6 protein-coding genes are annotated in these 7,468 nt (G+C 65.0%); 4 read left to right on the top strand and 2 right to left on the bottom strand.

Annotated elements, in window-relative coordinates; translation table 11 throughout:
* Both VGQ94_01650 and VGQ94_01645 read right to left on the bottom strand, forming a co-directional pair.
* Positions 1 to 995 (bottom strand): sigma-54 dependent transcriptional regulator (locus VGQ94_01650; protein ID HEV2021212.1); only part of this gene is annotated, 995 nt, incomplete at its 3' end.
* The gene (locus tag VGQ94_01645) at positions 988 to 3,774 is read right to left on the bottom strand and encodes an ATP-binding protein (protein ID HEV2021211.1); all 2,787 of its coding nucleotides are present in this window, start codon (positions 3,772 to 3,774) and stop codon (positions 988 to 990) included. The genes VGQ94_01650 and VGQ94_01645, both read right to left, overlap by 8 nt.
* 312 nt (positions 3,775 to 4,086) lie before the next feature.
* Here VGQ94_01645 and VGQ94_01640 point away from each other — a divergent pair, with 312 nt between their 5' ends.
* The 4 genes from VGQ94_01640 (at position 4,087) to VGQ94_01625 (ending at position 7,435) form a co-directional block, all read left to right on the top strand.
* Positions 4,087 to 4,977 (top strand): alpha/beta fold hydrolase, encoded by an 891-nt coding sequence (locus VGQ94_01640; protein ID HEV2021210.1) that lies wholly within the window; start codon positions 4,087 to 4,089, stop codon positions 4,975 to 4,977.
* The gene (locus VGQ94_01635; protein HEV2021209.1) at positions 4,970 to 5,614 is read left to right on the top strand and encodes a DedA family protein; all 645 of its coding nucleotides are present in this window, start codon (positions 4,970 to 4,972) and stop codon (positions 5,612 to 5,614) included. The genes VGQ94_01640 and VGQ94_01635 overlap by 8 nt, the downstream gene beginning before the upstream one ends.
* Before the next feature lie 72 nt (positions 5,615 to 5,686).
* On the top strand, positions 5,687 to 5,989 hold the full coding sequence (locus VGQ94_01630; GenBank protein ID HEV2021208.1) for a PGPGW domain-containing protein: 303 nt from the start codon (positions 5,687 to 5,689) through the stop codon (positions 5,987 to 5,989).
* 36 nt (positions 5,990 to 6,025) lie between these two features.
* Entirely contained in the window at positions 6,026 to 7,435 is a 1,410-nt protein-coding gene (locus tag VGQ94_01625; GenBank protein HEV2021207.1) for a DUF58 domain-containing protein, read from the top strand.
* Positions 7,436 to 7,468: the final 33 nt, after the last annotated feature.

Below are 7,468 nucleotides of genomic sequence, written 5' to 3'. Positions count from 1 at the left end.
CGCAGCGGCGGCAGGTCGACGGTGATGACGTTCAGCCTGTAGTAGAGGTCCTCTCGGAAGCGGCCTTCCGTGACCTGCAGCTTCAGGTCGATATTGGTGGCGGCGATGATGCGCACGTCCACCTGGAGTTCCTGCACTCCGCCCAGGTGCATGAACTTGCGGTCCTGCAGCACGCGCAGGATCTTGGACTGGGTGTCGAGGCCCATGGTGGCGATCTCGTCCAGGAAGAGCGTGCCGCGGTCGGCCACCTCGAACAGGCCTTTCTTGGAGGCGATGGCGCTGGTGAAGGCGCCCTTGACGTGGCCGAAGAGCGTGGACTCCAGCAGGTCGGCGGGCATGGAGCCGGTGTTGACGGGAACGAAAGGCCGGTCCTTGCGCGACGAGTTCATGTGGATGGCTTTGGCGATCAACTCCTTGCCCGTGCCACTCTCGCCCTGGATGAGGATGGTGGAGCGGCTGGCGGCGACCTGCGCCACCAGGTCGAAGATGCGCAGCATGGGATCGCTCTTGCCCACGATGTGCTCGAAGTTGTAGCGCTGCTTGAGCGCGCGCTTGAGCTGGACGTTCTCCTCTTCCACCCGGCGGCGAGCGACGGCGGCGCGGACATCGGCCAGCAGCTTCTCGTTGTCCCATGGTTTCTGGATGAAGTTGGTGGCGCCCGCCCGCATGGCCGTGACCGCGTTCTCCACCGTGCCATAGGCGGTGATCATGATGACGGAGAGCTGGGGGTCGCGGTCGCGGATATCGTGCAGTACCTCGGCCCCATTGCGGTCGGGCAGGGCGAAGTCGAGCAGCACCAGGTCGAAGGGCCGGTTGCCCAGCCGAGCCAACCCCTGCTCGCCGGTCTCGGCCGACTCCACTTCATAGCCCTCCAGCTCCAGCAGCGTGGTCAGGGACTCGCGGATCGCCGCTTCGTCATCAATGATGAGGATGGAAGCCGGCGTCGCCGCCTCGCGGCCGGCAGGCTTGCGGGTCAGGACGGCGGCTTCAGGCATTGACGGCTTGCCTCATCAGCGGGAATTCCAGATGGAAGGTGGTGCCCTGGCCGGGCCGGCTCTCCACCCGGATCTTGCCGGCGTGCTCCTGAATGATGCCGTAGGTGACCGAGAGTCCCAGCCCGGTGCCGCGCCGCTGGCCTTCGTTGGCCGAGGCCTTGGTGGTGAAGAAGGGGTCGTAGATGCGGTCAATGTGCTCCTGCGCGATGCCCGAGCCGGTGTCGGTGATGGCCACGCTCACTCCGGAGCCGTTCTGCGTGGTGACCGTCAGGGTGCCGCCGCCGGCCATGGCGTCCTTGGCGTTGAGGAAGAGGTTCAGGAACACCTGCTGCAGCTTCCCAGGGTTGCCCTGGATGGGAGTGAGGCCCGGGGTCAGCTGGTCGCGCACCTTGATGTGCGCCGTCTTGAACTGGTGCTCCAGCAGCGCCAGGGTCTCGGTGATGACCTTGTTCACGTCCACGTCGCTGAACTCGGTGCCGCTGGTGCGCGAGAAGTTCAACAGGTTGTTCACGATCTCCGAGGCGCGGAAGGTCTGCGCTGTGATCTTCTCCAGCAGCTCCGCCTGCTTGGGATCGCTCTGCACGCGCTTGGAGAGCATCTGCGCGTAGGAGGAGATGACGGCCAGCGGCGTGTTCACCTCGTGGGCCACGCCCGCCGCCAAAAGGCCGATGGACGACATCTTCTCCGCCTGCGTCAGCTGCGACTCCAACCCCATCCGCTCCGTGATGTCATCCAGCAGGATGATGCGCCCGATCACCTGGAACTCGCGCGACACCAGGGGCGCGATGGCGATGTTGGCCATTCGCGTCTCCCCCGCCGCCGTCGTCATGCGGAACTTGTACAGGTTGCGGATGCCGGGACTCTGCCGGTGGCGGTAGAACTCCTCCATGAAGGAGGCAGGGAAGATCTCGCTCAGCGGCTGCCCCAGCGCCTTGCCGCGCGCCGTGGCGAACATGACTTCCATCTGCGCGTTCCAGGACTCGATGCAGTCGTCCAGGTCCACCGCCAGCACGCCCACGCTGATGGATTCCACGATGTTCTCGTTGAACTCCTTCAGCCGCTCGTACTCCTGCGCTTTCTGCTCCAGCGAGGCATACAGCCGCGCGTTCTGGATGGCGATACCCAGCGTCCCCGCCAGGGTCTCCAGCAGTTCCACGTCTTCGCTGGAAAGGAAGTGTCCTTCGACCGTCTTTCCCAGCCCCAGCACGGCGATGGTCCGGTTCTGCACGGTGCAGGGGATGTAGTAATTCAGGTCGAGCTGCGCGATGGCCTCCTGCGCGCTGGGCGTCTCCCGCACCGCCTGCCGCGGGTTGTCGAAGAACAGGTGCCCGGCGCCCAACTCCGGCCGCGCCGCGCTCAGGAAGCTCAGGGCCATTTCCCCGGCGTAGGAGATGCCGGAAGACTTGGCCATCGCGAACCGCTCCGTACCTCCGCTGGCCACGAACACAGCCAGGCGGTCCACCAGCAGCGTGCGCGACAGACGGTCCACCACTGCACTCAGCATGCGATTCAGGTCGGTCTCCGAGTTCAGTTCTCGTCCGAACTCCAAGAGCGTCCGGCGGTAGTCGTACCGTTTCTTGTAGAAGAACTTGTCGATGTGATCCTGGATCCACCGCTTGAAGGGTTCGAACAGCAGCGCGGTCACCACCACGGCGGCAATCAAGCCGATCGGCCCCGAACTGGGGATGCGGGTCTGCACCAGGAAGGCCACCAGGGCGACCGTGCCGAAGTACATTCCCACGATGGCTAGTGTGGTCAGGGTGTAAGTCATGCCGCGCTTGAAGATCAGGTCTACGTCCATCAGCCGGTAGCGCACGATGGCATAGCCGAAGGTCAACGGCAGGAAGATCAGGGAGAGCACCGAGACCTTCATCAGCGGATTGGGCATGGCCCCGGCCAGGTAGGGGATCACGTACAGCGCCGTAAAAGGAGCGATGGCCAGCAGCGTGCCCCAGGTGACCCACTTCATCTGCTGGCGCAGCAGGGGACCGGTGGCGGCGCGGTAGCTCTTCCACAACACCCCGGTCGCGAGCACGAAGAACACCGACTGGTAGGACATCTGCAGCCGGTCCAGGTTCCAGCGCAGCAGCTCGCTGGCCTCGCGCGTCAGGGCCCAGACTTGCAGCAGCAAGAGCAGCAACCCGGGCACGTACACGGCGGGCAGCAGCCACCGCCGCTTGCGCACGAACTCCCTGGTCTCCGGGAAGGTCAGGACGAAATGCAGGAACAGCGCCGGCTGCAGCAGCCCGGCCACCACGTTGGACCAGTAAATGCCGCGGTCGAACAGGCTCCAGTTGCCCACGTACTTGAAGGAGTACAAGACGAACGAGACCAGGCAGAAGACGTAGAAGTGCGTGGATTTGGGCGCGGTCCAGCGCCGGAGCAGCACGAACAGCCCGATGCCCAGGTAGATGAGCGCGATCACGCGCAGCCCGGTGTTCAGCGATTTGTCCGCCGGCGCCAGGATGACCGAGACCTCCAGCGGCACTCCCTGGCGCGAGAGTCCGTAGGCGGCCTTCGACCAGATTCCTGTGCGCTCGAGGCGCCGGGTCACGCCCGCCACGGTCGTAACCGGCTGCTCGTTCACCGTCAGCAGCAGGTCGCCTTCCTTCACTCCGGCGTTCTCACCCGGACCGTTCGGGTCCACGCGCTCGGCGCGCAGCGAGCCCTCACGCTCCATCCACCACACCCCGTCGGAGGGCACGGCGAAGGTCTGTTCTTTCTGGAGGTTGAACCAGGCGAAGAAAATGGCAGCGACCGTGAGGACGGCCAGCAGCACCGCGGTAAAACGGACTGTGAGTTCCCTCTTCATCGGCCTTTGAGGCGAAGTGGTACCCCTACTCCCTGAGCGCGCTGAAGTAGAATGCAAGTCGCGTTCCACGGTAGATGGCATAGCCACAAAGCTAACCTACTGCTGCTAAAGCTATTACAAGAGTGTAAACCAAGCCCCATTGGCAATCTACAGTTTTTGGAAGGAACCTGTTATTTAATGTAAGTACAGGAAAGCAGGGCTCGTGGACTCGTCCTCACCCCAAAACTATAGAATTCCACATCACACAGATGCTGGAGGAGACCTGCGCGTTGCGCGCCCGTGTTTGAGTTTGACTTGAGCCTGAACCCCATCACCGCGCCTGCCCTGAGCGCCTCCGAAATCGAGGAGCGCTTCGCAACCGTGGACGGCCTGCGCATGCGCTACTTGCGCGTCGGCGAGGGGCCTCCGCTGCTGCTCATCCACGGACTGATCGGCTACTCTTTCTCCTGGCGCTTCAACTGGACGGCGCTGGCGCCGCACGCCACGCTCTTCGCCGTGGACCTGCTGGGAACGGGCTACTCCGATCGGTCTCCCACCCTGGACTGCCGCCTGCCCGCCGCGGCTGGCCGGCTACTGCGCTTCCTTGATGACCAGAAAATCGAATCCGCCGACGTGTTGGGTACCTCGCACGGCGGCGGGTTGGCCATGACACTAGCGGCCATGGCCGAGGGACGCGTCCGGCGCCTGATCCTGGTGGCGCCGGTGAATCCCTGGTCGCGGCACGGACGGCTGCTCGCGCCCCTGCTCGCCCGCATCCCGGGAGGCGGGCGGTTGCAGCCGCTGGTCACGCGCCTGGGCCCGCTGCATCGCTTCCTTCTGCGCCGGCAGTATGGCGACCCGCGGCGCATCTCTCCCGGGACGCTCGAGGGCTACCGGGCCGCGTTCCAGATTCCCGGGACACTCGACTACGCCCGGCGCATCCTGGACGGCTGGCGCGCCGATCTGCGCGAGCTGGAGCGCATCCTGCCGCGCATCGCCCACATCCCCACGCTGCTGGTTTGGGGAAGCCGCGACGGTGTGGTCTCGCCCGCCTCCGCCCGGCCCCTGCTCCAGAACTTCGCACGCGCGGAATTGGCCATGCTCGAGGGCGCCGGCCACGTCCCCTACGAGGAAGTGCCGGAGGAATTCAATCGCGCCGTGATAGGGTTCCTGGCGAAACAGCATGGCTGAGTGGTTTTTCGAGCTCCTGCGCGGGTACTTCGACCAGTACGGCTACTGGACGGTGGCCGTGGCCCTGCTGCTGGAGAATGCCGGCCTTCCCGTCCCGGGCGAGACCGTTCTCCTGTTCGCCAGCTTCCTAGCGTACTCCGAGCGCGAACTTTCGCTCCCCTGGATCATCGTGGTGGGGACCGTGGCGGCGACCTTGGGCGACAACCTGGGCTACGCCCTGGGGCGTCGCGGCGGACGCCCGCTGCTGGAGCGCTACAAGCATTGGTTCCGCATCAGCGACCGCAACGTCCAGCGCGGTGAGCGCATATTCACCCGCTACGGCTCCGCTGCCATTTTTTTTGCCCGCTTCATCTTCGGCTTGCGCATCATCGCCGGACCCCTGGCCGGGGTGCTGCACATGCGCTGGAAGCAGTTTGCCCTCTTCAACTTTCTGGGCGCCGCGGTCTGGGTCACGGTCATCGCCTTGGTGGGATACTTCTTCGACAGCCAGTGGGACCGCGTACTACGGGTGCTGAAGGATGTGGACACCGGCATCTTTATCGCCTCGGCTGGAGTAATCCTGATCCTCTGGCTGCGCCGCCGCCGCCGCAAGGCCTTGCGGAAGGCAGCGGGTGGTGCGGCAGAAGACCAGAAGTGAAAACTTGCTCCCTGCGAATCCTAACGGGAAGAAAATGGTTGATTTTTGGGGCGGCAGTCAGCATCTACTGGAATGGTGAAAACCGCCTTCAAACGCGCCGCGGTGCTGGTCGCGGGCTGGGCCTTTGTGCTGGTGGGTATCGTCGGCCTGTTTCTTCCGGTCTTGCAGGGCGTGCTTTTCATCCTGATCGGCCTGTTCATCCTCTCCTCCGAATACATCTGGGCGCACCATCTGCTCGAGAAGATCCGCCGGCGGTTTCCGCGTGTGGCCAACCAGCTCGATCACGCCAAGGAAAAAGGCGCGCACTGGTTGCGCCGAATCTTTGGTCGCGAGGACCCACCCAGCGGTGGCAAGGACCCATCCAGCCGCGATTGAAGCTCCGGGTCCAATGGTGCTAGGCTGCGCTCTTCCGTGCTTTCCATCCTGAAGTCGGCTCTGGGGCAGGTCGAACGCGAGGCCTGGGTACGCTTCTTCATCGCCGTCGCCGGGCTGAGCCTGGCCTTCGCTGCCGCCATCTTCTCTACGGTCTTCCGCCAGGAGGGGAACGTGGTGGCGACGGCAATCTCCGCCTCGCTGGCGCTGCTGATCGCCGGCGGCGTGGCCGTGACTTCGGTGCCCTACCTGGCGCGCCGCGTCGCCCTGGTCCGCATGCGCGACGCCTTCGACTACGACATCACCCGCGAAGGCATGGTGTACCTGGGAGTGGCACTGGCCATCGGCGTCGCCGCCCTCAACACCGGCAACAACCTACTGTTCATCGTGGTGGCCGCTCTGCTGTCCGGGGTCCTGGTGTCCGGCGTGGCCTCGGCAGGAGTGCTGCGCGGACTGGAACTGGAGATCTCGCTTCCCGCCCACGTCTTTGCCGGCAAGAGCGTGATATCGCGCCTCAAGCTCACCAACACCCGGCTGGGCGCGCCTTCGTTCTCCATCAGCGTGGCCCCGCCCCGGCGCAAGCGCGCCGGCGCGAAGCGCCGCTGGCAGCGTGGGGTGTGGGCCTTCCCGCCCGGCCCGCCAGAGAAGCAATGGCTGCGCTTCCCCGACTTGGTTTGGAAGAAGCTGCCCGAGTCCCCCGACCTCGGGCGGATTTTTGCTGGGTCGGTCTACTTTCCCTATATTCCGGCGCGGGGGCAGGCGACGGCGGAGGTTGAGCTCAAGTTCCCGCACCGCGGCCGCTATGTGCAGGAGGGCTTTGGCGTGGCCACGCGCTTTCCTTTTTCCTTCCTGGTGAAGACGCGCCGCATGGCCCTGAGGAAGGAAGTGCTGGTCTATCCCTCGGTGGAGCCCATGGACGAGTTCTTCGAGATCCTGCCCATGATCACCGGTGAGTTCGAGGCCTTCGTGCGCGGGCGCGGCTACGACCTCTACCGCATCCGCGAGTATCTGCCCGAGGACTCGGCCCGGCACGTGGACTGGAAGGCCACCGCCAAGTCGGGCGCGCTCAAAGTGCGCGAGTTCACCCGCGAGGACGAGCGCAAGCTGCGCATCGTCTTCGACAATCCCGCCCCTTCCAGCGGGGTGGTGCCCCAAGCCTACGAGCGCGCCGTGGCCCTGGCGGCGTCCCTGGCCTGGCATTTCGCCACCGAGGATACCGATCTCTCCTTCGCCGCTCCTGGATACCGCGGCGCTCCCGACATCTACGACTTCCTCGCCTACCTCGCCCTGGTGGAAGTCCAGGAAGGCGGCTCTCTGCTGGAGACGCTGCAGGTGACCGACGACTACAACGTCATCCTCACCGCTCAGCCCCGCGGCAGCATTCCCACGGCGCTCTGGGCCTGCTCCTATTTCGTTTTCATCGAGAATCCAGGCGAGAGCGGCGGCTAGGGGCCTTGGTCCTCCTGCCTTGTATTCCGCTCG

It is taken from the genome of Terriglobales bacterium, from assembly GCA_035937135.1.
GTDB lineage: Bacteria > Acidobacteriota > Terriglobia > Terriglobales > Acidobacteriaceae > DASYVL01.
This window is presented reverse-complemented; position numbering and strand designations above follow the sequence as displayed.

Excerpts from the sequence above, each read along its gene's own strand:
- VGQ94_01630 (HEV2021208.1), top strand. The coding sequence starts at position 5,687 with ATGGTGAAAACCGCCTTCAAACGCGCCGCGGTGCTGGTCGCGGGCTGG.
- VGQ94_01635 (HEV2021209.1), top strand. The coding sequence starts at position 4,970 with ATGGCTGAGTGGTTTTTCGAGCTCCTGCGCGGGTACTTCGACCAGTAC.